Origin of the sequence: Pseudomonas guineae (assembly GCF_900113745.1) — a bacterium.
GTDB classification, from domain to species: Bacteria; Pseudomonadota; Gammaproteobacteria; order Pseudomonadales; family Pseudomonadaceae; genus Aquipseudomonas; species Aquipseudomonas guineae.
Genome location: NZ_FOQL01000004.1, coordinates 195,140 through 215,957, shown reverse-complemented (window position 1 = coordinate 215,957; position 20,818 = coordinate 195,140). Strand labels below are relative to the sequence as shown.

The following is a 20,818-nucleotide window of genomic DNA, read 5'->3' as shown; positions in this document are numbered from 1 at the left end:
GATGATGGCGATCAGCCACGATATTTTGCTGATTTTTTTGTACCCGTTTTACCCCGAGAGCACAGTCCCAGACGGACCTAACTCGCCCCCACTCTTTCGTCATAGCGAATCAGCATGCCCTCTGCGCGCAACCTCTCGGAAATATTTATTCAAACCCTTGAACAGGCTGCCGACAGCGTGGTGGTCATCGACAGCAGCAATAATGTGCTGCTGTTCAATCGGGCCGCAGAGCAACTCTGGGGGCTGGATCGCACTAGCGTGATTGGTCATAACGTCAAGCTGTTGGTGCCTCAAGATATACGCGCACACCATGACGACTACATCGAGGCGAACCGGCGCACAGGCATCAATAAGATCGTCGGTAGCTCGCGCACGCTGCACATCGAACGCGCCGACGGCACGCAGCGCTGGGCGTCGATGTCCATCTCCAAGATCGAGGCCGATGACGAGGTGCTCTACACCGCGTTCGTTAAGGATATAACCGCACAGCACCTGCAAAATGAGCAGCTACGCCTGCTGTCACTGGTGGTCGATCGCACCGACAACGCCATCCTTATCACCGATGCTCCCGGTGAGGTCATCTACACCAACAGCGGCTTCAGCCACCTGTTTGGCTATTCGGCGGAGCATGCCATCAACAAAAGGCCGGCGAACCTGCTCGCCCCTTATATGCCGCCCGACGAAGTTTTGGGCATGCACACTCAGCTGGCTGCCGGGCAGCCCTATAGCAGCGAAACGTTGATCTACTGCGCAGACGGCCAACGCATTTGGTGCCATGTAACGATCAACCCGATATTTGATGCTCAGGGCGTACTGAGCAATACCGTCGCCATGTTCACCGACATTACCCACACCAAGATGCATGAGGTGCTGAACAACCGCATGCTCGAGGCGATCGTGCGCGAAGATCCACTGGAAAGCCTGATGGAAAAGGCCTGTCGCGAAGTCGAACGAATCGCCCCGGAAATCACCACATCAATCCTCGGCGTTAGCACTAACGGGCGTCTCCACCCACTGGCGGCCCCCAGCCTGCCGGCCAGCTTCAGCGAGGCTCTGGAGGGCCTAGCCATCGGCCCCGGCGTGGGTTCCTGTGGCACCGCCGCCTACCTGGGCGAAAGCGTACTGGTCACTGACATTGCCAACGACCCGTTGTGGGCCGACTTCAAAGCACTGGCCCTACCTATAGGTTTACGCAGCTGCTGGTCGACCCCGATCAAGGACAGCACCGGCCGAGTGCTTGGCACGTTCGCCTTCTATTACCGTGAGCCGCGCGGCCCGAGCGCTTTCCATCGGCGCCTGCTAGATGTCATCGTGCACCTGTGCTCGCTGGCCCTGCAGCGCGAGGAAAGCCGCAGCAAGATCCGCCAGCTGGCTTTTTACGACAGCCTGACCAACCTGCCCAACCGCAGCCTGCTGCACGCCAGGGCCGACCAGGCATTGGCCGAGGCCGAGCGCAACAAATCACAACTGAGCGTGCTGTTTGTCGACCTCGACCGCTTCAAGCAGGTCAACGACTCCCTCGGCCATCCGGCCGGCGACGAGCTGCTGCGTGTGGTGGCGCAACGCCTCAGCGTCAACCGCCGCAGCTCGGATATAGTCGGCCGCCTGTCCGGCGATGAATTCGTTCTGGTGCTGCCGCACTGCGACAGCGCGCATGTCACCGAAGTAGTCGAACAGTTACGCCAGACGCTTAGCGAGCCTTGCCAACTCGCCGGTAGCACCCTCTGCCCATCCGCCAGCATCGGCATCAGCCTGTTCCCCGGCGACGGCCACGACATGGGTACCTTGATACACCGCGCCGACATGGCCATGTACCAGGCCAAGAGCTTGGGTCGCGGCCGCTTTAGCTTTTTCAGCCACGAGCTCAACCAGCTCGCTCAAGAACGCTTGGCCCTGGAAACAGCCCTGCGTGAGGCCCTGGAAACCCAACAACTGCGACTGCACTATCAGCCGCAAGTGCGCATGCAGGACGGCCTCCTATATGGCGTCGAGGCCCTCGCGCGCTGGCACCATCCGCTATTCGGCGACATTTCTCCTGCGCGCTTTATTCCGCTGGCCGAGGAATGCGGCCTGATCAACCAACTGGGGCTCTGGGCCGTGCGCGAGGCCTGCCGGCAACTCGCCGCCTGGCGGCGACAGGGCCTGAAAATCCCGGCTATTTCGGTGAACCTCTCACCCACCAACTTCCATAATCTGGACTTGCCCGGGATGATCGCCAGCACCCTGCAGCAGCACAACCTGGAGGCCGGCGATCTGACCCTGGAAATCACCGAAAACGTGGTGATGGACACCAACCCCGCAACCATGAAGACCCTCCACGAAGTCCATGCGCAAGGCGTTCGACTTTCCCTAGACGACTTCGGCACCGGCTATTCAAGCCTTAGCTACCTGCGCCGCCTGCCCATCCAGGAGCTCAAGCTCGACCAAAGCTTTGTCAACGACCTAGAAGAAGACGCCACCAACCGCGCCCTCAGCGAAGCGGTGATTCTGCTGGGAGAGAGCCTGCACCTGACGGTCGTCGCCGAGGGTATCGAATCCATCGGCCAACAACGTATCCTCAAGGATCAGGGTTATCACGTGGCTCAGGGTTACCTGTTCTCTCGGCCCCTGAACGCCGCCGACCTAGAAGCCTGGCTGAGCACCGCAGTAAAGAACTAGCCCCACTCACAACCGCCGGCACCCAGGCGGTGCCGCGCGAGTTGTTACATGCCACTGCCATTGATCTACCACGATGACTACAGCCCGGCCTTCCCTACCGGACACCGCTTCCCAATGGAAAAATTTCGCCTGCTGCGTGACCACTTGGTGCACAGCGGCCTGTGCACAGATGCAGACTTACTGCGCCCTGAACTGTGCCCGCCAGAGGTACTGGCCCTGGCCCATTGCCCGACCTATATCCAGCGCTTTGCCAGCGGTGAACTGACGTATGAAGAACAGCGCCGCCTCGGCCTGCCCTGGAGTCCAGCCCTGGCGCAACGCACCATTCGCGCGGTGGGCGGTTCCTTATTGGCCGCCGAGCAAGCCCTGCAGCACGGCCTGGCTTGCCACTTAGCCGGAGGCACCCACCACGCGCACTTTGATCATCCGGCGGGGTTTTGCATTTTCAATGACCTGGCGGTAATCAGTCAGTACTTGCTGCAAAGCGGCAAGGCCCAGCGCGTACTGATTTTCGACTGTGACGTGCATCAGGGTGACGGCACTGCGCGTCTGCTGGAGAACACCCCGGACGCCATCACCGTGTCCCTGCACTGTGAAAAAAATTACCCGGCACGCAAAGCGCTTAGCGACTGGGACATTCCCCTGCCCAACGGCATGGGCGACGCCGACTACCTAAAGGTGGTGGATGACACCCTGAATTACCTACTGCCGCTGTATCAGCCAGACATCGTGCTTTACGACGCTGGTGTCGACGTGCATCAGAGCGACGCTCTCGGCTACCTCAACCTCAGCGATGCGGGCATCGCCGCCCGTGATGAAGCCGTGATCAATCATTGCTTGGGCCGCGATATTCCGCTGGTCGGCGTGATTGGCGGCGGCTATGACAAGGACCGCGCGGCACTGGCGCGGCGGCACGGAATTCTGCACCACAGCGCCGCCAAGGTCTGGCGGGAACTAGGCCTGGGCAGCGCCTCTTAACAACGAGCGCGGACTAACCAGGCTGGACGCGAAAACCATCCAGCAAGCTGGCCATGTCATCGGCGAGCGCGGCAATCTGCTCATCCGACACATCACGCGTGGCAAAGGCGCGCAGGCCCATGATTTGTGCCTGCAGTAGCCGCGCTAAACGGGCACAGTCCACCTCCGCGCGCAACTCCCCCGCCGCTTTCGCCTGCGTCAAGGCCTCGCACAGGCGCGCTTCAATCATCGCCAGCATGGCATCCACTTTCGCCAGCAGAGCGGCATCTTCGGCATTCACCTCAAGCAGGGTTTTAATCAACATGCAAGCCTGCGCCGGCGCTTGTGCAGCGCCCATACAACAGCCCGCAAGTGCATGTAGGTATCGCTGCAGCCCCTCGATAACACTCGGCGCGCTATCGAGTATTTGACGAAAATCCTCACCGCTGCGCGCGGCATAGGCGTCCAGCGCCTCGCTAAACAAGCCGCTTTTGCTGCCAAAGGTGGCGTAGAGGCTGCCCGGGCGCATGTCCAACGCCCGCTCGATATGCTTCATCGAGGAGGCGTAATAACCCCGCGACCAAAACAACTCGACAGCTCTTTGCAGAGCCACTGGTCGATCGAAACGTGCAGTGCGGGCCATCATCAGTTCTCGGATAAAAGTGGCAGTCTAACCGCCAGAGTGATTATTGAATGATCGCTCAATTTTGACTTGATTGTCTAAAAAACTTCCATTAGGGTGGGCACCTAGTTATTGAGCAATCACTCAAATAAGGATCTCCACCATGACCGCTTTCATTCTGCACGATCAAAACAGCGCACCCGAGGCAGCCAAGCCACTGCTGGAGAAATCAAAGAAAGCCTTTGGCCGAGTACCCGGCTTGCACGCGGTGATGGCCGAATCGCCTGAGCTACTCAACGGCTACCAAGTGCTGCATGGTTTATTCCTAGACAGCAGTTTTGACGCCGACGAAAAAACCGTGGTGTGGCAGACCATCAACGTCGAACACGCTTGCCACTACTGTGTACCGGCGCACACCGGCATCGCCAAGGCGATGAAAGTGTCAGACGAGATCAACAATGCCCTGCGTGATGAGACGCCGCTGCCAACGCCTAAACTGGAAGCCTTACGTGACTTCACCCTGGCCATGGTGCGCCAGCGCGGCGAGCTTGAGGCCGCGCAATTAGACGCGTTCTACGCCGCCGGTTACAGCCAACAAAATGTACTGGAAGTGATTCTCGGCCTGAGCCAGAAAGTCATGAGCAACTACACCAATCACATCGCGCAAACTCCGGTTGATCAAGCCTTCCAGGTATTTGCTTGGGAAAAGAAGTAATTCGATGATGGCCCAGGCACCTGCCGGTAAGCGGCAGTTGCCTGGTCTACTCTGACGCTCTCATTCTTCGCAGACAGTGGATGGCCTTAATGAACGCTGCAGTGGCATTTGATATCTACGGCACGCTGATCGACACCCAAGCGGTGCTCACTCGCCTGAGTGAATTAGTCGGTGACAAAGCCCCTGCGGTGTCCCAGCTGTGGCGGCAAAAACAGCTGGAATACAGCTTCCGCCGAGGATTGATGGGCGATTACTGCGACTTCTCAGTTTGCACCCGTCAAGCCTTACTGTTTGCCTGCCGCCAACAGCAAGTAGACATCAGCGCTGCCGCCGTTGAGCAAGCCATGCAGGCCTACGCCGAACTGAATGCCTTTACCGATGTACCAGCTGGCCTGCAAGCTCTGCAACAACAGGGCATACCGCTCTATGCATTCTCCAATGGCAGCCGTGCGGCCGTGCAGCACTTACTCAAGCGCGCCGGCATCGCTGACTCTTTTACTGGTGTGATCAGCGTCGAAGACGTGCGTTCGTTCAAGCCCGACCCCAAGGTTTATCAACACCTGGTGAACAGCTGCGGCGTAACGGCCAATGAGGTCTGCCTCGTCTCATCGAACTCGTTCGACATTCTCGGCGCTGCTCATGCTGGCCTGCGCACAGCTTGGTTGCGTCGCGACCCACAAACAATCTTCGACCCCTGGGATATTCAGCCCGACATCCTTCTCGACGACTTCAGCGCGTTGGCCAGCCAGCTAAGCGCAGCCAATTAACGACGCGTCGCTAACCCTACCCTTCACCCATTGCCATGGCCTAACAACGACTGGCATTCGGAGCTACTGATGAAAAACATTTCCTTGTTATTGCTGCGTATCTCGCTGGGCTGGCTGTTGGTTATCTGGGGCGCCGACAAAGTGTTCAATGTTGAACACGGCCTGGCCGTGGCCAACAAGTTTTACTTTGGCTTCCTAGCCGCCGAGAGCGCACTGCAAGTCGCCGGCGTGCTGCAGATGCTCGTCGGCCTTGCCGTAGTAGTGGGCTTTGCGCGCCGCTGGGTATACCCAGCGCAATTGCTGCTCAACGGCGCCTCTCTCTTTGCCGTGTTCAAATCGGTACTGGACCCATGGGGCTGGGTATTCACCGGCACCAATGCGTTGTTCTACCCATCGTTGATCATCTTCGCCGCCAGCCTGTTGCTGATTGCCTTGCGCGAAGAAGACACCTGGACGCTGGATAAGCCCTAAACCGCGCACGCCGATCAACGCACAGGCACCACGCTCGCTGCGGCGCCTGTGCGGTTGTGGTTAGATTGCTCACCCACGTCTCGCTTAGCCCCAATGACCACTCGAACGTTAATGCTGACAACCCTGGCCATGCTGGCCTTTGCCGGTAACTCGTTGCTGTGCCGCCTGGCCCTGCGCGACACCGACATCGATGCGGCCAGCTTTACCAGCCTGCGCCTGCTTGCTGGCGCGGTAACGCTGTGGCTGCTAATGCACCTGCGCAAGGCTAACCGCGGCGCTGCAGGCAGCTGGCCCGCAGCCACCGCGTTGTTTGTCTATGCCGCCGCGTTCTCCTTCGCCTATATCAACCTGGATGCGGGTGCAGGGGCTTTAATCTTATTCGGCGCGGTACAGCTGAGCATGCTCGCCTGGGGAATTTATCGCGGTGAGCGCCTGGGGCTCAAGGGCTGTAGCGGCCTATTGCTGGCGTTCGCCGGGTTACTCGTTCTGCTGTTACCCGGCGCCAGCAGGCCGCCTACCGGAGCCGCGTTGCTGATGCTGCTGGCAGGCGCGGCCTGGGGGATTTATTCCTTGCTGGGGCGTGGGGTGAACGACCCGCTGGCCGCAACAACGGGTAATTTTCTGCGAGCTGCACCCTTGGCGCTGTTACTCAGCGTCCTGTTTATCGGCCAAGCCAGTTGGGATACGCCAGGGTTGATCTATGCGTTGCTGTCTGGCGCATTGACCTCCGGCGTCGGCTACGCCATCTGGTACAGCGCCCTGCGTGGCCTGCAATCCTTTCAGGCTGCCTGCGTGCAACTTAGCGTACCGATCATCGCCGCGCTGGCCGGCAGCCTGCTGCTGGATGAAGCACTGAGCGGACGTCTGCTGCTCAGTGCCGCGGCGGTACTCGGCGGTATTGCCCTGGTACTCAGCGCCAAGTACCAGCGCGCCTAGAGCGGCGACTGAATTAGCCGGCCAACACCTTATCCAGCGCCTGCTCCAAGGTCGCCACACTGCGGTCGATATTGCCCAGTTTGTCCAGCCCGAACAGGCCAAGACGGAATGTCTGAAAATCCGCTGGCTCGTCGCATTGCAGCGGCACGCCAGCAGCGATCTGTAGGCCCTGAGCCGCAAATTTGCTGCCGTTCTTGATCTGCCCATCGTCGGTGTAACACACCACCACACCCGGGGCTTCAAAGCCAGGCGCGGCGACACTCTTAAAGCCCTTGCGGGTCAGCATGGCACGCACGCGGTCGCCCAGTTCCTGCTGCTGGTTGCGTACGGTGCTAAAGCCAATGGCCTCTGCCTCGCGCATGGCATCACGAAAACGCGCCAGCGCATCGCTGGGCATGGTGGCGTGATAGGCGTGACCGCCCTGCTCGTAGGCCTGCATGATCTGCAGCCATTTCTTCAGGTCGCAGGCAAAGCTTGTACTTTGCGTCGCCTCAACGCGGGCTTGAGCAGCCTCGCTGAGCATCACCAGGGCGCAGCACGGCGAGGCGCTCCAACCTTTTTGCGGGGCACTGATCAGCACATCGATACCGCAGGCCTGCATGTCCACCCACAGGGTGCCGGAGGCGATGCAATCGAGCACAAACAAGCCGCCGACTGCATGCACGGCATCCGCCACGGCGCGCAGGTAGCCGTCCGGCAGGATCATCCCCGAGGAAGTCTCCACATGCGGCGCGAACACCATCTGGGGCTTTTCTGCGGCGATGGTCGCCAGCACATCCGCCAGCGGTGGCGGGGTAAACGGCGCCTGGCTGCTCTCAGCGACCGGTCGGGCCTTGAGCACAATCGACTCAGACGGTATCTGGCCCATCTCGAAAATCTGCGTCCAGCGGTAGCTGAACCAGCCATTGCGCAGCACCAGGCACTTCTGCCCAGTGGCCAACTGGCGTGCCACCGCTTCCATGCCGTAAGTACCGCTGCCGGGCACGATGGCCATGGCGTGGGCGTTATAGACCTGCTTAAGGGTGCTGGAGATTTCTTTCATCACGCCTTGGAACGACTGCGACATATGGTTGAGGGAGCGGTCGGTGTAGACCACTGAGTACTCGATCAGGCCGTCGGGGTCGATGCTGGGGTAAAGGTCAGACATAAGGGGCTCCAATCAGAAAAGGCTTACCTTGACCGTGCCCGAAGCTCGCCGAAATGACAAGGCCGCAGCCGCCTCGGTTAGAATGCCAGCCCGTTGACCGCCGCGACCTCACCATGACCACAACCGCCCAACAGCCCACCCCTCGCGTTGCCATTATTGGCGGCGGCCCTGCCGGGCTGATGGCCGCTGAAGTGCTGGCGCAGGGAGGTGTGCAGGTGGCGCTGTATGACGCCATGCCCTCGGTGGGCCGCAAGTTTCTCCTGGCCGGGGTCGGTGGCATGAACATCACCCACGCCGAAGCCAAGCCGGCGTTTATCAGCCGCTACGGCCAGCGTCAGGTAGAAGTGGCTGAACTGCTGCAGGACTTCGATGCCGACGCCCTGCGCACCTGGATTAACGGCCTGGGCATCGACACCTTTGTCGGCACCTCGGGGCGGGTGTTCCCCACTGACATGAAGGCCGCACCGCTATTGCGCGCCTGGCTCAAACGCTTGCGCGAGCTGGGTGTGCAGATCCATACCCGCCATCGCTGGCTGGGCTGGGATGCACAGGGCGCATTACGCATCAGCTCACCGACGGGTGAGCTGGAGGTGAGTGCCGACGCCACCCTGCTGGCCTTGGGTGGCGGCAGCTGGGCGCGTTTGGGCTCGGACGGTGCCTGGGTGCCACTGCTGCAGGCGCGCGGGGTGCAGATCGCGCCCTTGCAAGCGAGTAACTGCGGCTTCGATGTCAGCGCCTGGAGCCCGTTTCTGCGCGACAAGTTTGCCGGCGCGCCGCTGAAGAATGTCAGCCTTTGTTTAGCCGGCGCAGCACCGCGCCTGGGCGAGTTCGTGCTCACCGCCGGCGGCATCGAAGGCAGCCTGGTCTATGCCCTATCGGCGGCTATTCGCGAAACCATCAACCAACATGACAGTGCCATCGTGCACCTCGACTTACTGCCACAGACGCCACTTACCAAACTGCAAAGCGCCTTGAGCAAACCCCGCGGCACTCATTCGATGGCCAAGCATCTGCACCGCCAAGCGGGCCTCGACGGCGCCAAGGCCGCCCTGCTGCGCGAACGGGCCAGCGCCGAATGCTTCAATGATCCACTGCAACTGGCCAAGGTGATCAAAGCCCTGCCTATCACACTGATCCTCCCACGCCCGCTGGATGAGGCGATCAGCAGCGCCGGCGGTGTGCCCTTCGAACAGCTGGACGCGCACCTGATGCTCAAGCCGTTACCAGGCACCTTCTGCGCCGGGGAAATGCTCGACTGGGAAGCACCCACCGGCGGTTATCTGCTCACCGCCTGCTTTGCCAGCGGTCGCCGGGCGGCCCAGGGCATGCTCAAGTGGCTGCAACGCCACGCCGAATAAGGCCACCACGCACAATCGCAAACGGCTATGCTAAAAAAACCGCCTAAGAGCGGTGCTCACCCACGCAAACAGGTAGCCCTCGACCTTGATACCTCTAGTGGTCTGCGACGACTCGAACATGGCGCGTAAACAATTGATCCGCGCCCTGCCGCCTGAATGGCCGGTGACCATCAGCCAAGCGACTAACGGCCAGGAGGCCCTTGCCGCACTGCGCCAGGGCTTAGGTCAGGTCATGCTGCTGGACCTGACCATGCCCGTCATGGATGGCTACGAAACCCTCGCGGCGATCCGCGCCGAGGGCCTGGCCTGCAAGGTGCTGGTGGTTTCCGGCGACGTGCAGGAGGAAGCGCTGCGTCGAGTCAAAGAGCTGGGTGCCTTGGCCTTTATCAAAAAGCCTGCCGATCCCGAAATACTGCGCAGTAGCCTGATTGAACTGGGGCTTTTTGATCCCGCGGCCACACCGACCGCGGTGACGCAAACCGCCGTACTCGACAGCCTGAAAGTGAACTTCCGCGACGCCCTGCGCGAGGTTACCAACATCGCCATGGGCCGTGCGGCCGCGCTGCTGGCCAAGGCCCTTGGAGTATTCGTGCAGCTGCCTGTGCCGCAAGTGAATATCTTCGAAGTCAGCGAACTGCACATGACCCTGACTGACGCCATGCACGGCGAACGCATGAGTGCGGTGTGCCAGGGTTTTATCGGTGACGGCATCGCCGGCGAATCACTGCTGCTGTTTCATGACTCAGAGGTGGCCGATATGGCGCGTCTGCTCAACTGGCAGCCCAAGGACGACCTGGAAACCTCCGAAATGCTCTTGGATCTGGCCAGCATCATTATCGGTGCCTGCCTCTCAGGCATCGCCGAACAGATCGACGTGCGCTTTTCCCAAGGCCACCCGCAACTGCTTGGCCAGCACTCCTCCATTGAACAACTGATTAAGCTCAATCAGCGCCGCTGGAAGAAGACACTGGCAGTGGAGGTCAGCTACAGCCTGGAAGCGCATAACGTCCACTTCGACTTGCTATTGCTGTTCACCGAAGACTCGATCAAGCGCCTGACCAACAAGATCAACTACCTGATGAACTAGGCGGTACGCATGCCCGCACAAATTGATATTAAAGAAGTGCACTGGCTGCTCGACATCGTGCAGTGCATCGACGTTGGTGTGATCGTGCTTAATCGCCAGTACCACGTTGAAGTGTGGAACAGCTTTATGGAAAACCACTCCGGCCTAGGCCCGGATGAGGTGCAGGGTAAAGCACTGTTCAGCCTATTCCCGGAAATCAACGAAACCTGGCTGCGCCGCAAGATCGATACCGTGGTGCAACTCGGCACCCGCGCGTTCAGCCTGTGGGAGCAACACCCTTACCTGATGCACTTCAAGAACTACCAGCCGATCACTGGCCAGGAAGACTTTATGTACCAGAATGTCACCCTGCTGCCGCTTGCCGGGGCGACCGGTGATGTCGAGCATATCTGCGTGGTGATCTACGACATGACCGCCGCCGCGACCCACAAGAAGCAACTGGCAGCAGCCCAAGCCGCCAGCCGCGCCTGAAGTTACTTAACGAACTTACCGGGCTTGCCTGCTTTTCCGCCGAAGCTTGGCACCTTGCGCACGGCTTTGACCGCCGGGGCTGCGGGGGCATCGGCTTCCATCCAACGGCCCAAGCTGCCGCCCTTGCCACCGCCGACCACTTTCGGCTTTTTGGCTTTCTTTGACTTTTTCACCACCTGACCACCAGGCAGCGTTTGCGGCACGCGGTGGTCGGGGATAAAGTCCGGCTCGTCGACGCGCGGCAGCACTTGCTGAGTCAAGGTTTCGATGGCGGACAGCAGTTGCACTTCATCGGCGCAGACCAACGACACTGCTTGCCCGACTGCGCCGGCACGGCCCGTACGGCCGATGCGGTGCACATAGTCCTCAGCGACGGTGGGCAGGTCGAAATTCACCACCAGCGGCATGTCGTCAATATCCAAGCCGCGAGCCGCCACATCGGTGGCCACCAGCACCTTGACCTCACCATCTTTAAACCGCTGCAAAGCCCGCTGGCGTGTGGCCTGCGGTTTGTCGCCGTGAATCGAGTCGGCGCTGATGCCGCGGCGCTGCAGCTCGGCATCCAGCTCATCGACGCCTTTGCGGGTTTTCACAAACACCAGCGCCTGGCTCCAGCGCTTGGTTTGATAAAGGTGCAAAAACAGCTCGCCTTTACGCTTTTTATCCACTGGAATCAGCCACTGCTTAACTGATTTGGCCGCCGCATTGCGCGGACTGACCTCGATACTCAGCGGATCATTAAGCATCTCGCCGGCCATGTCGCGGATAGCATCGGAAAAGGTCGCGGAAAACAGCAGGGTCTGGCGCGTTTTCGGCAATACGCGGAACACATTCTCCAACTCGCTGGCAAAACCCAGATCGAGCATGCGGTCGGCCTCATCCAGCACCAGCGTCTGCACCTGATTAAACTTGACCGCTTTCTGTCGGTACAAATCGAGCAAACGGCCCGGCGTGGCCACTAATACATCCACGCCTTTACGCAGCTTCATCATTTGTGGGTTGATACTCACCCCGCCATACGCGGCAAAACTGCGCAGCGGCAGATGCTGACCGTAGGTGATAAAGCTCTGCAGCACCTGCTCGGCCAGCTCACGGGTTGGTACTAACACCAGCGCGCGCACTGAATTACTCGCCACCTCTGGCCCCTCCATCATCAGCCGTTGCAGCACCGGCAGAGCAAAGCCAGCGGTCTTACCGGTGCCGGTCTGCGCAGCGGCCATCAGATCGCGGCCTTGGAGGATCGGCACGATGGCCTGCGCCTGGACGGCAGTGGGGGTTTTGTAGTCGAGGCTGTCGAGGGTACGCAGCAAAGGCTCGATCAGGCCAAGGGAGGCAAAAGTCATAGGGGCTACCACAAAGGGCTAAAAGTCGATGACGCAGAGTTTATCCTGCCTGAGCATGGCCGGCCCGTTTGTGTTCAGCGAACAGCCTAGGCCAAAGCCACAGCGCCCGGAGAAATCCAGGCGCTGTGAGCGTGCATCCAGGCGCCGAATTAAGGTTTGTGCGGCCGCGCAAGGAACTCGTGGGATTGCATTTCCAGCAAACGACTGAGGGTGCGCTGGAACTCGAAGGTCAGACGACCGCCGGTATACAGGTCTTTCAGCTCCACCTCGGCGGAGAGAATCAGTTTGACGTTACGGTCGTAAAACTCGTCCACCAAGTTGATAAACCGCCGGGCCATGTCTTCCTTGGCCACGCTCATCTGCTCGACGTTGGCCAGGATCACCGCGTGGAAGATCTTGCCCAGCTCGATGTAGTCGTTCTGGCTGCGCGGGCCGTCGCACAGCTCGCGAAATTCAAACCAGGCCACGTCATCGCCGACCTTGCGTGCGGTAATAGCCCGGTTCTCGATCATCAGCGGCTCGTTTTCCTGCACCGTGCAATGCTCGGGAAGCAGGCTGGCAAAGCTCTTTTGCAGGCTTTGCTCGGCCGCGGCATCCAGCGGCCAGTGGAACAACTCAGCCTGTTCCAGCGCGCGCAGACGGTAGTCAATACCGCTGTCGACGTTGACAATTTCGGTGTGCTGTTTCAGCAAGGCGATGGCTGGCAGAAAGCGCGCACGCTGCAAGCCATCTTTGTACAGGCCGTCAGGCACGATATTGGACGTCGCCACCAGGCTGACACCATTCTTGAACAACTCTTCCATCAAACTGCCAAGAATCATCGCGTCGGTAATATCGGAGACGAAGAATTCGTCGAAGCAAATCACCCGAGCCTCATCGGCAAAACGCTTACCGATGATCGTCAGCGGGTTCTTTTCGCCCTTGAGGGTGCTCATTTCTTCATGCACGCGCTTCATAAAGCGGTGGAAGTGCGTACGCACCTTGCGCTCGAATGGCAGCGCGTCGAAGAAGGTATCTACCAGGTAGGTCTTGCCGCGACCTACGCCACCCCAGAAATACAGCCCTTTAACAGGCCCCTGGGGCTTTTTGCCAAACAGCTTACCGAACAAACCGGTCGATGCATTTTCGCTGGCGACCAAGTCGTCATACAAGCGCTGCAGATGGCGCACCGCAGTTTCCTGGGCAGCGTCATGGAAAAATTCCGGCCGTTTGAGGTCAGCCTGGTAGCGTTCTAATGGCGTCATAATTCGTTAGCCGGGCAAGTAAAAACGGGGCGTCACTGTAGCGACGCCCCCGTTACTTGGCAATCGGCTTATCGACGTGGGAGGGGCTTTAGCCGCGACACAGCGACACCATCCGGCTGTCGCAACTAAAGCCCCTCCCACAAAGCCATCTACCTGCGCGTCACTCCTGAGGTGCCAACGCCTCACGTAGGCGCTGAATAGCCGCCTGACTGACGCTGCTATCGGCGAACGCTGGGCTTTGCGCCACGCACTCGTCGTCCAACCAGACACCGAAGCCGCCGTCCTGCTCGCGCACATCCAGCGCATCGCCAGACTGCAAGCGCTTGTTGGCCATGCCGGCAGCCTTGCCGTCGGCAAAGGATTTGGACAGCAACAACTGCTCGCCGGCGGCGTCCAGCAGACGGAAGCGGAAGCTGCCATCGTCGTCACGGAAGCTGACAAAACGCGCGCTCTTACCAGCTTTTTTCTTCTCGCTGGCGCCACTGACCGCCTCGCTGCGGAAGGAACGTAGGCCAACCGCCTCACGCAGTTCGCCAAGGAACGGCGTAGCGGTCTTGCGCGCCTTGGCGGCACCGGCAAGGAGGATGTCTTCCAGATCCGCAGGCTTGCTGATCAGCGCCTGGTAACGCTCGCGCGCCTCGCCCAGCTCGGCCTCCAGCAGGTTTACCAGCGCTTGCTTAGCTTCGCCCCAGGCCATGCCGCCTTCCAGCGCCGCACGAAAATCCGCCTGTTGGGTGGGTGCCGCAAAGGCTTGATAGAGGGTGAACAGGTGCGAGTTGTCGGGGTCTTTCGCCTCGCCCGGCAGCTTGGAGTCGGTGACAATGCGCGCCACGGCATCTTTGAGCTGCTTGGCGCTGCCGAATAACGGGATGGTGTTGTCGTAGCTTTTGCTCATCTTGCGCCCGTCGAGGCCGGGCAAGGTAGCCACGTCTTCTTCGATAACCGCCTCGGGCAGGGTGAACAGCTCTTTACCGTTGCCGAACAGGTGATTGAAGCGCTGCGCAATATCGCGGGCCATTTCCACGTGTTGAATCTGATCGCGACCGACCGGCACTTTGTGCGCATTGAACATCAAAATGTCCGCCGCCATCAGCACCGGGTAGCTAAACAGGCCCATGGTGATGCCCGCATCCGGGTCTTCGCCTTGCTCGACGTTCTTGTCTACCGACGCTTTGTAGGCGTGGGCGCGATTGAGCAGTCCCTTGCCCGCTACGCAGGTAAGCAACCAGCACAGCTCTGGGATCTCGGGAATATCCGACTGGCGGTAAAACGTTGCTTTGTCGGTATCCAACCCCAGCGCCAGCCAGGCAGCAGCAATTTCCAGGCGTGAGCGCTGAATACGCGCCGGCTCATCGCACTTGATCAGCGCGTGGTAGTCAGCCAGAAAATAGAACGAATCGGCATCGGCGGCGCGGCTAGCGACGATCGCTGGGCGAATGGCACCGGCATAGTTGCCCAAATGCGGGGTGCCCGTGGTGGTGATGCCGGTAAGGATACGAGTGGTCATGTTCAGGTTCGCTTTACTTGAGCCATCTTATGATCTCACGAGCTAGAGCCTGGCAAGGCAAAAACAGGCGAGGACACGGAGTTTACTGGTGTAAATGAGCATTGCTCGTTGTATTCGCCCTTTGGGCCGCGCTAAAGCGCGTCAGCAGCAAGCTGCTTTCCGAGACGCCGCGTCCCGGCCTGGTTTTAACAACGCCAGGCCAAGGCGCAGCAGATCAGAGTCGCGGCAGCAGCAGATCCTTGAGATCGGTGAGCTTGCCGTGAAAAAAGTGCCCGCATTCTGCCACTTTCAGCAGCTCATGGGCACGTCCGAGTGCCGCCGACCAGGTGTACACCACCTGGGGATCGATCACTTCGTCGGCTTCTGGCTGGATAATGGTCAGTGGACAATTGCTCGCTGGCGGATACTCCTCGGTCAGCCGATGCACCGCTGGGGCGACCATAAAGAGCTTATTAACCGTCGTCAGACCTTGAGCTTCCAGACGCGCGCCCAGGGCTGCTGCGACAAAGCCGCCAAAGGAGAAGCCCAGCAGGGTCAGCGGCAATTCGGGGTATTGCGCGCGCAACCAGTGGGCCACAGCCTCGGCATCATCCACCTCGCCACTGACCATGTCGTGACTGCCGGCGCTGCCAGCGACGCCGCGATAATTGAAGCGCAAGGTGGCCAGGCCACTGTCACGGGCAGTGCGCTGCAAGGTGGAAACCACCTTATTAAGCATGGTGCCGCCCTGCACCGGATTGGGGTGGCAAATCAGCGCTACGCCACGAGCATCAGGGGTATCCAGCCACAGGGCTTCGAGTTGGCCGCTGGGGCCGGCAATCATTAAGGGGGTTTCGCGGGTGAGCAACAGGGAACTCCGTGACCTCGCAGTGGGTCGACTCGTCTAGGCTACAGCCCGCGCCGCACACATCTCGGCTATACAGCGCAGGTTCGAGCCGTTAACGTAAAGCAAAGCCGTTTAGAGAGGAAGGACTCGTGGAACAGACGCTTACCGCCTGGTTGCTACCCGCCATTACCCTGGTAGCTGGTATTGCCATTGGCTTCCTGATTGCCCGCTTGGCACCCAATGCGGTCCCCAGCCGTACTCAGCGCCAGCTGGACGAAATTCAAGAACGCTTCGACACCTACCAGAGCGAGGTAGTTACCCACTTCAACACCACCGCCAATCTGGTGAAGAAGCTCAGCCAGACCCAACTGGATGTGCAACAGCACCTATCTGAAGGGGCGAACCGCCTGGCCCTAGATGAGTTGACCCGTCAGCGCCTACTGGCGACCCTGCACGCTGATGACAGTGGCGAGAAACGCGAACGCCTGAAAGCGCCAGCACACCACGAAATGCCCAAAGACTACGCGCCGAAAGGCGCCGATGTGCCGGGCATGCTGGATGAAAGCTACGGCTTAAAGAAAAAGTAAACGCAGCTCAAGCCGCCGGATCTGGTGCTTAAGCCGATAATAAAAAGCCCCGCACTTGGCGGGGCTTTTTATTGCGCAGCAGATTTAAATCGCGCCACGCTCGCGCAACAGTGCCAATACCTGTTTGACACTCTCCTCTACCGATAGCGCTTGCGTATCGATCACCAGATCGGCATTCAGTGGCACGTCGTAGGGGAAAGACTCTCCCGGGATGTTGTCACCGCCGGCCGCATACAGGCCTTGCGGGTCACGTTCGGCACAGACCTGCGGCGATGCCTGCACATAGACGGTGATCAGACGTTCAGCACCGATCAACGCCTTTACCTGCTCGCGGCCTTCGGCATCCGGTGCGACGAAGGCCGCCAGGGTCAGCAGGCCGGCTTCGTTAAACTGCCGCGCCACGTGAGCGGCACGCCGCCAGTTCTCGGTTCGCCCAGCACGATCCTGCGGCAGGCCCTTGTTCAAGTCATGACGTAGGTTCTGGCCATCTAGCACATACACCGCACGACCAGAGTCGAACAGCTTGCGCTCTACGGCATAGGCCAGAGTGCTTTTACCCGCGCCAGACAAGCCGCTGAACAGAACCGTCGCGGGCTGCTGACCGAAACGCGTGGCACGCTCTTCGGTAGAAACGTGGGCCAACTGGCCGTGATGACCACTGTTACCACCGACGGCCTCAGCAATGATCATACCGGCACCAACAGTGCCGTTAGTCAGCCGATCGATGATGATAAACGAGCCGGTGGTGCGGTTATGCGCATAGCCGTCCAGCGCAATCGGTGCATCCAAGGCGATGCGCACCTGGCCGATTTCGTTGAGTTGCAGGCTGCTCGCCGCGCCTTCTTCTAGGGTATTCACATCCACCCGGTGGGCGATGCTGGCAATCGAGCCCGGCACATAGCTGGTGGCGCGCTTGATGTCGTACTTTTTGCCCGGCAGCATCGGCTCTTCAGCCATCCACACCAGCATGGCGTCGAAGCTGTCGACCACCTGTGGACGGTTGTCGCCGTGCACCAGCATGTCGCCACGCGACACGTCGATTTCGTCTTCCAAGGTAATAGTAATCGCCTGGCCTGGGCCGGCCTGCTCCAACTCACCTTCGAAGGTGACAATCGATTTAACCTTACTGCCCTTACCCGATGGCAGGGCCACAACCTCATCGCCCTTACGCACGATGCCGCTGGCCAAGGTGCCAGCGAAACCACGGAAGTTCAGGTTGGGGCGGTTGACGTACTGCACGGGGAAACGCAGGTCGTCGAAATTACGATCGCCGGCCACTTCTACCGTTTCGAGAATCTCCATCAACGACTGGCCGGTGTACCAAGGCGACTGCTCGCTCTTGTTGACCACGTTGTCGCCCTTGAGCGCCGACATCGGCACGAAGTGCATCGAGCTTGGTTTGAAGGCAATACCCTCGACAAACGCCAGGTAATCGGCCTTGATCTGCTCAAACACGCCCTGATCAAAGCCCTTGAGGTCCATCTTGTTGACCGCAATGACGATGTGCTTGATGCCCAACAACGAGGCAATAAAGCTGTGGCGCTTGGTCTGGGTCTGCACACCGTAACGGGCATCGATCAGAATGATCGCCAGGTCGCAGTTGGAGGCACCGGTGGCCATGTTGCGCGTGTACTGCTCATGGCCGGGGGTGTCGGCAATGATGAATTTGCGCTTGGTGGTGCTGAAATAGCGGTAGGCCACATCGATGGTAATGCCTTGCTCGCGCTCGGCCTGCAAACCGTCAACCAGCAGCGCCAGGTCGATGTCTTCACCGGTGGTGCCGACTTTTTTCGAGTCTTTGGTGATGGCGTCTAGATGGTCTTCATAGATCATCTTGGAGTCATGCAGCAGGCGGCCAATCAGGGTGCTTTTACCGTCGTCGACGTTACCGCAGGTGAGGAAGCGCAGCAGCTCTTTACGTTCATGCTGGGCCAGATAGGCGAGGATGTCCTCGCTGATCAATTCGGATTGGTGCGACATATTAAAAGTACCCCTGACGTTTCTTCTCTTCCATCGAGCCGGATGAGTCATGGTCGATGACGCGGCCTTGGCGCTCAGAGGTCTTGGCCAACAGCATTTCCTGAATAATTTCCGGCAGGCTGGTCGCCGTGGACTCCACCGCGCCTGTCAGCGGGTAGCAGCCTAGCGTGCGGAAGCGCACCATCTTTTTATGGATGCTGGCTTTCTGCTCGGGAGTGAGGTGTTCGAGGATGCGCTCGTCGTCAATCATGATCAGCGCGCCGTTCATCTCGATCACTTCGCGCTCAGCGGCGAAATACAGCGGCACGATCGGGATGCTTTCCAGATAGATGTACTGCCAGATGTCCAGCTCGGTCCAGTTGGACAGCGGGAATACGCGGATCGACTCGCCCTTCTTGACGTTGCCGTTGTACACATTCCACAGCTCGGGACGCTGATTCTTCGGATCCCAGCGGTGCTTGCTGTCACGGAAGGAGTACACGCGCTCTTTGGCCCGCGACTTCTCTTCGTCGCGGCGCGCGCCACCGAAGGCGGCATCGAATCCGTACTGATCCAGTGCCTGCTTGAGCCCCTCGGTTTTCATCACGTCGGTGTGCTTGGCACTGCCGTAGGTGAAGGGGTTCATGTCCTGCGCCACGCCATCGGGGTTGGTGTGGGTAATCAGTTCAAGGCCATACTCGTTGACCATTTTCTCGCGGAAAGCGTACATCTCCTGAAACTTCCAGCGGGTATCGATGTGCATCACCGGGAACGGCAACTTGCCCGGAAAAAACGCCTTGCGCGCCAGGTGCAGCATCACGGCGGAGTCTTTACCGATGGAGTAGAGCATTACCGGGTTATCGAATTCGGCGGCCACTTCACGAATGATGTGGATACTTTCCGCCTCCAGCTGTTTCAGGTGGGTCAGTTTATCGAGCATGGCTACTCACGAATGGCGATGTGTTTAGGCCGGCGGGCCGTGGACGAGACGGCACTCTAGCACAGCACCTTCGTCTAATCAGGAGCCTAGTTAGATCGAAACGATCTAGCTTTATGCCAGCAAAATAGGCCACCCAGAACCCGCTCACGCTCTCGCGAGGCAGTGCCAGACCAGGCACAACGACCACCGAAAGTAACAGCCAGGACTGACCCGAAGAGTGAGCGCTGACGAATCAAATGACCGAGAAAGCGGCGTTTACGGGCTGTAAATGAGCAGTGCTCGTATCGCTCGCCCCAAGACTGCGCTAAAACGCGTTAGCGGCAAGCCGCTTACCGAGGTTATTTTTAACGCAGCCTGACCGACGCACAGCAGATCGTGTGCGGGCCCTCAGATGGGGTTGGGGCAATCGATAAACAGATGCTCAATCGCAAAGCGTCGCGCCAGGTAATCACCCAGCGCCTGCACACCGTAACGCTCGGTGGCGTGGTGGCCGGCGGCGATAAAGCTAACGCCATTTTCGCGCGCACTGTGGAAGGTCTGCTCTGAGGCCTCCCCGGTTAAATACAGATCAACCCCGGCCGCGATGGCCTGGTCGATATAGCCCTGACCGCCGCCCGTGCACCACCCCACGCGGCGGATCATGCCATCGCCTTCGACCAGCAGCGGTTCACGACCGAGCACCTGCTGCACATGCCGTGCGAAGTCCTGCGCGGTCATGGCCTCAGCCAGCGAGCCAATCAGGCCCACGGTACGCGGATTATCGGGTTCCAGCGGGCCTTCCACGGTGATGCCCAGCTGGGCGGCCAGCTGCACGTTATTGCCCACCTCAGGGTGCACGTCCAGCGGCAGGTGATAAGCCAGCAGACTGATGTCATTACCCAGCAGGGTCTGCAGGCGGCGGCGCTTCATACCAGTGACGCAGGGGTTCTCACCTTTCCAGAAATAACCATGGTGCACCAGCACTACGTCAGCATCGGCCTCCACGGCCGCGTCGAGCAACGCCTGGCTGGCGGTGACCCCACTGACGATGCGGCGCACGTGCGGCCTCCCTTCAACCTGCAAACCATTGGGGCAGTAATCGCTGATTTGCGCGGCATTGAGGTAGCGGTCTGCTTCCCCCACCAGAGTCATCAGGGCAATAGCCATAGGGTGTCCTTAATCAAGCGTTACGAGGCGCTGCTTTATTGTCAGTCGCGTCTCTATAATGGCGCACCTTAAGGGGC

Annotated in this window: 19 protein-coding genes; 10 read left to right on the top strand and 9 right to left on the bottom strand. The window is 59.7% G+C overall.

Annotated features, from left to right (window positions below):
• The first annotated feature begins 114 nt into the window (after positions 1-114).
• Positions 115-2,658, top strand: coding sequence for an EAL domain-containing protein (locus BMZ32_RS15235; RefSeq protein ID WP_090243482.1), 2,544 nt, complete (start codon positions 115-117; stop codon positions 2,656-2,658).
• A 48-nt stretch (positions 2,659-2,706) separates the two neighbouring features.
• Complete coding sequence (locus BMZ32_RS15230) at positions 2,707-3,636, top strand: histone deacetylase family protein (protein ID WP_090243480.1); 930 nt, start codon at positions 2,707-2,709, stop codon at positions 3,634-3,636.
• Between the two features lie 13 nt (positions 3,637-3,649).
• Here the strand turns inward: BMZ32_RS15230 and BMZ32_RS15225 are convergent, their stop codons facing one another.
• The gene (locus BMZ32_RS15225; RefSeq protein ID WP_090243899.1) at positions 3,650-4,258 is read right to left on the bottom strand and encodes a TetR/AcrR family transcriptional regulator; all 609 of its coding nucleotides are present in this window, start codon (positions 4,256-4,258) and stop codon (positions 3,650-3,652) included.
• A gap of 142 nt (positions 4,259-4,400) precedes the next feature.
• Between BMZ32_RS15225 and BMZ32_RS15220 the strand changes: the two genes are divergently transcribed.
• The 4 genes from BMZ32_RS15220 (at position 4,401) to BMZ32_RS15205 (ending at position 7,126) form a co-directional block, all read left to right on the top strand.
• Positions 4,401-4,952 carry a carboxymuconolactone decarboxylase family protein gene (locus BMZ32_RS15220; RefSeq protein ID WP_090243477.1) on the top strand — a complete coding sequence of 184 codons (552 nt, stop codon included), beginning with the start codon at positions 4,401-4,403 and terminating at the stop codon, positions 4,950-4,952.
• A gap of 89 nt (positions 4,953-5,041) precedes the next feature.
• Entirely contained in the window at positions 5,042-5,719 is a 678-nt protein-coding gene (locus tag BMZ32_RS15215; RefSeq protein WP_090243476.1) for a haloacid dehalogenase type II, read from the top strand.
• 69 nt (positions 5,720-5,788) lie between these two features.
• Positions 5,789-6,190 carry a DoxX family membrane protein gene (locus tag BMZ32_RS15210; RefSeq protein ID WP_090243473.1) on the top strand — a complete coding sequence of 134 codons (402 nt, stop codon included), beginning with the start codon at positions 5,789-5,791 and terminating at the stop codon, positions 6,188-6,190.
• A gap of 93 nt (positions 6,191-6,283) precedes the next feature.
• Positions 6,284-7,126, top strand: a complete 843-nt coding sequence (locus BMZ32_RS15205) for a DMT family transporter (protein WP_090243471.1) — start codon at positions 6,284-6,286, stop codon at positions 7,124-7,126.
• A gap of 13 nt (positions 7,127-7,139) precedes the next feature.
• Here BMZ32_RS15205 and BMZ32_RS15200 read toward each other — a convergent pair whose 3' ends face one another.
• Complete coding sequence (locus BMZ32_RS15200; RefSeq protein WP_090243469.1) at positions 7,140-8,273, bottom strand: aminotransferase class V-fold PLP-dependent enzyme; 1,134 nt, start codon at positions 8,271-8,273, stop codon at positions 7,140-7,142.
• Between the two features lie 113 nt (positions 8,274-8,386).
• On the opposite strand from BMZ32_RS15200, the gene BMZ32_RS15195 reads away from it, so the two are divergent.
• The 3 genes from BMZ32_RS15195 to BMZ32_RS15185 all read left to right on the top strand — a co-directional run bounded on the left by BMZ32_RS15195 (position 8,387) and on the right by BMZ32_RS15185 (position 11,189).
• Entirely contained in the window at positions 8,387-9,631 is a 1,245-nt protein-coding gene (locus tag BMZ32_RS15195) for a TIGR03862 family flavoprotein (RefSeq protein WP_090243467.1), read from the top strand.
• Between the two features lie 118 nt (positions 9,632-9,749).
• On the top strand, positions 9,750-10,718 hold the full coding sequence (locus BMZ32_RS15190) for a response regulator (protein ID WP_244154000.1): 969 nt from the start codon (positions 9,750-9,752) through the stop codon (positions 10,716-10,718).
• A 9-nt stretch (positions 10,719-10,727) separates the two neighbouring features.
• The gene (locus BMZ32_RS15185; protein ID WP_090243462.1) at positions 10,728-11,189 is read left to right on the top strand and encodes a PAS domain-containing protein; all 462 of its coding nucleotides are present in this window, start codon (positions 10,728-10,730) and stop codon (positions 11,187-11,189) included.
• 2 nt (positions 11,190-11,191) lie between these two features.
• Here BMZ32_RS15185 and rhlE1 read toward each other — a convergent pair whose 3' ends face one another.
• The 4 genes from rhlE1 to BMZ32_RS15165 form a co-directional block, all read right to left on the bottom strand.
• Positions 11,192-12,532, bottom strand: coding sequence for an RNA helicase RhlE1 (gene rhlE1, locus BMZ32_RS15180; protein WP_090243460.1), 1,341 nt, complete (start codon positions 12,530-12,532; stop codon positions 11,192-11,194).
• A gap of 149 nt (positions 12,533-12,681) precedes the next feature.
• Positions 12,682-13,776, bottom strand: coding sequence for a cell division protein ZapE (gene zapE, locus BMZ32_RS15175; protein ID WP_090243458.1), 1,095 nt, complete (start codon positions 13,774-13,776; stop codon positions 12,682-12,684).
• A 160-nt stretch (positions 13,777-13,936) separates the two neighbouring features.
• Complete coding sequence (locus tag BMZ32_RS15170; protein ID WP_090243456.1) at positions 13,937-15,283, bottom strand: tryptophan--tRNA ligase; 1,347 nt, start codon at positions 15,281-15,283, stop codon at positions 13,937-13,939.
• A gap of 214 nt (positions 15,284-15,497) precedes the next feature.
• Positions 15,498-16,130, bottom strand: coding sequence for an alpha/beta hydrolase (locus BMZ32_RS15165; RefSeq protein WP_208598730.1), 633 nt, complete (start codon positions 16,128-16,130; stop codon positions 15,498-15,500).
• A 128-nt stretch (positions 16,131-16,258) separates the two neighbouring features.
• Here BMZ32_RS15165 and BMZ32_RS15160 point away from each other — a divergent pair, with 128 nt between their 5' ends.
• Entirely contained in the window at positions 16,259-16,696 is a 438-nt protein-coding gene (locus BMZ32_RS15160) for a Z-ring associated ZapG family protein (protein ID WP_090243453.1), read from the top strand.
• Positions 16,697-16,780: 84 nt separating this feature from the next.
• On the opposite strand, the gene cysN is transcribed toward BMZ32_RS15160, so the two are convergent.
• From cysN to BMZ32_RS15145, 3 genes are all read right to left on the bottom strand, one after another.
• The gene (gene cysN, locus BMZ32_RS15155; protein ID WP_090243451.1) at positions 16,781-18,676 is read right to left on the bottom strand and encodes a sulfate adenylyltransferase subunit CysN; all 1,896 of its coding nucleotides are present in this window, start codon (positions 18,674-18,676) and stop codon (positions 16,781-16,783) included.
• A gap of 1 nt (position 18,677) precedes the next feature.
• Complete coding sequence (gene cysD / locus BMZ32_RS15150) at positions 18,678-19,595, bottom strand: sulfate adenylyltransferase subunit CysD (RefSeq protein ID WP_090243447.1); 918 nt, start codon at positions 19,593-19,595, stop codon at positions 18,678-18,680.
• Between the two features lie 387 nt (positions 19,596-19,982).
• Positions 19,983-20,741, bottom strand: a complete 759-nt coding sequence (locus tag BMZ32_RS15145) for a Nif3-like dinuclear metal center hexameric protein (RefSeq protein ID WP_090243445.1) — start codon at positions 20,739-20,741, stop codon at positions 19,983-19,985.
• Between the last annotated feature and the right edge of the window lie 77 nt (positions 20,742-20,818).

Excerpts from the sequence above, each read along its gene's own strand:
- BMZ32_RS15235 (WP_090243482.1), top strand. The coding sequence starts at position 115 with ATGCCCTCTGCGCGCAACCTCTCGGAAATATTTATTCAAACCCTTGAA.
- BMZ32_RS15230 (WP_090243480.1), top strand. The coding sequence starts at position 2,707 with ATGCCACTGCCATTGATCTACCACGATGACTACAGCCCGGCCTTCCCT.
- BMZ32_RS15225 (WP_090243899.1), bottom strand. The coding sequence starts at position 4,258 with ATGGCCCGCACTGCACGTTTCGATCGACCAGTGGCTCTGCAAAGAGCT.
- BMZ32_RS15220 (WP_090243477.1), top strand. The coding sequence starts at position 4,401 with ATGACCGCTTTCATTCTGCACGATCAAAACAGCGCACCCGAGGCAGCC.
- BMZ32_RS15215 (WP_090243476.1), top strand. The coding sequence starts at position 5,042 with ATGAACGCTGCAGTGGCATTTGATATCTACGGCACGCTGATCGACACC.
- BMZ32_RS15210 (WP_090243473.1), top strand. The coding sequence starts at position 5,789 with ATGAAAAACATTTCCTTGTTATTGCTGCGTATCTCGCTGGGCTGGCTG.
- BMZ32_RS15205 (WP_090243471.1), top strand. The coding sequence starts at position 6,284 with ATGACCACTCGAACGTTAATGCTGACAACCCTGGCCATGCTGGCCTTT.
- BMZ32_RS15200 (WP_090243469.1), bottom strand. The coding sequence starts at position 8,273 with ATGTCTGACCTTTACCCCAGCATCGACCCCGACGGCCTGATCGAGTAC.
- BMZ32_RS15195 (WP_090243467.1), top strand. The coding sequence starts at position 8,387 with ATGACCACAACCGCCCAACAGCCCACCCCTCGCGTTGCCATTATTGGC.
- BMZ32_RS15190 (WP_244154000.1), top strand. The coding sequence starts at position 9,750 with ATGGCGCGTAAACAATTGATCCGCGCCCTGCCGCCTGAATGGCCGGTG.
- BMZ32_RS15185 (WP_090243462.1), top strand. The coding sequence starts at position 10,728 with ATGCCCGCACAAATTGATATTAAAGAAGTGCACTGGCTGCTCGACATC.
- rhlE1 (WP_090243460.1), bottom strand. The coding sequence starts at position 12,532 with ATGACTTTTGCCTCCCTTGGCCTGATCGAGCCTTTGCTGCGTACCCTC.
- zapE (WP_090243458.1), bottom strand. The coding sequence starts at position 13,776 with ATGACGCCATTAGAACGCTACCAGGCTGACCTCAAACGGCCGGAATTT.
- BMZ32_RS15170 (WP_090243456.1), bottom strand. The coding sequence starts at position 15,283 with ATGACCACTCGTATCCTTACCGGCATCACCACCACGGGCACCCCGCAT.
- cysN (WP_090243451.1), bottom strand. The coding sequence starts at position 18,676 with ATGTCGCACCAATCCGAATTGATCAGCGAGGACATCCTCGCCTATCTG.
- cysD (WP_090243447.1), bottom strand. The coding sequence starts at position 19,595 with ATGCTCGATAAACTGACCCACCTGAAACAGCTGGAGGCGGAAAGTATC.
- BMZ32_RS15145 (WP_090243445.1), bottom strand. The coding sequence starts at position 20,741 with ATGGCTATTGCCCTGATGACTCTGGTGGGGGAAGCAGACCGCTACCTC.